At 66.1% G+C, this 1580-nt stretch carries 2 protein-coding genes; both read right to left on the minus strand.

The genetic code is table 11. From position 1 onward, the window contains the following. Positions 1 to 1181 (minus strand): ABC transporter transmembrane domain-containing protein (locus ACXJKR_RS32080; RefSeq protein ID WP_457326299.1); only part of this gene is annotated, 1181 nt, incomplete at its 3' end. Positions 1182 to 1199: 18 nt separating this feature from the next. Continuing rightward, positions 1200 to 1580: asparagine synthase-related protein (locus ACXJKR_RS32085; RefSeq protein WP_457326300.1), on the minus strand; the 381-nt coding region annotated here is incomplete at its 5' end.

Raw genomic sequence — 1580 nt, forward strand, 5'->3', positions numbered from 1 at the left:
AGCGAGGACTTGCCTGAGCCGCTTGGGCCCACGATGGCGGTGGTGCGGCCGGCCTCGACGTGAAGGGTCAGGCCGTTGACGAGCGGACGTAGCGGGTCGTACGCGAAGTGCAGGTCTTCGAACGTCACCGACGGCGCGGGTCGGGTGCGCTGTGCTGACGCCGGCCGGGTGGTGGGTTGGTCCTGCTGTGCGGCATCTTGCGGCTCGGCGAGGATGTCCAGCAGGGGGCGCGCGAAGCCGATGGCCCTTGAGAGGTCTCGGGCGGCCGAGCCGAGCAGCTCCAGCGGACGCACCATCTGCAGCATGTAGACGCTCGCAAGGACGAAGCCGCCGACGGTCATTGTTTGCCGCGCTACCGCGTCGGCGGCAAAGGCCAGGCAAAGGGCCATCGATACCGCGAAGGTCGCAGTGGCGGCCGCCGCGATCCCGAGGTTCAGACGAAGCAGTGTGGACCAGCGCGCCTCCAGGGCGGCGGTGGCCTCGTGCATGCCGCGCCGCGCTTGCTCATCAGCGCCAAAGCAGCGCAGGGTCTCTAAGTGCGTGATGCCTTCGTTGAGCCGCGCATAGACGTTGAGGCTCGCGGTCGACACCTCATGTGCGGGTTGGGTCATGCGCAGCCCGCCGGTTGTGAAGATCGCCAGGTAGGTGGCGGCGGTCGCAGCGAAGACGATGACGAGCGTTGGCTGCCCGAGGCTGATCAGGATCCAGGTCATCACCATGAGTTCAATGAGCACCGGCAGCACACTGTTGGCCATGTGCGAGAGCACGAGCTGCGAGCCGATGGCCGCAAGTTCGAGGCTGTGCAGCAACTCGCCGCCGCGGCGCTTCAGCAGGTAGCCCATCGGCAGGCGGGTGAGTTGGTCCAAGAACCGGCGAGTCAGTCTGCTTTGCAAGCGCTGGTCCATCATGCCGCTGAGCCATGGACGGATGTCCGCGACCGCGCGGCTTGCAAGGAGCGCCAGCAGATAGCCAGCTGTGTTCAGCCACACGGCGTCTCCGCTGATCGAGGTCCCAGCCGTCATCGCATCGACCAGGCGCTTGAGCATCAGCGGCGTGGCCGCAGCGAGCGCGCCGCTAACGACCACGGCGAGCAGGGTGCAGATGAGGCCTATGAAAACCTTGCGGTCGGCTTCGGCGCGCAAGAGCCGCAGTACCTGTGTCAATGCGGCGAGTCGCGACATCGATTGGCGCAGAAGCGGTCAGGATGTGATCGCCGGATCGGTGAACCGCCTAGTCCACGCTTCCAAGGCGACGTAGGTGTGGATCTCCATCACGTGTGCATCCATCGCGGATGGACGGCCTGCCAGCGCGGCTTCGAGGCGCTTGCGGTCGAGGAGGCCATGGCCGACCAGGTTGCCGTCCAGCAGCAGCTCGCGCACGAACGCGAGGTTGCGCTGGAGGACGGTGGTGATGTGTTCCTCCATGCCGCCCTTGGACCTGCGCGTTGCGATCTCACGGGGAATGTCGTTCGCGAATGCCATACGCGCCAGCGCTCGGCCACGGCCGCCATGAGTGAGGAGATGGAGCGGTGTGGCCAGGCAGAACTCGATCACCGGTTGAGACAGCAAGGGGTTCACCAG

The organism is Roseateles sp. P5_E11 (assembly GCF_054049355.1).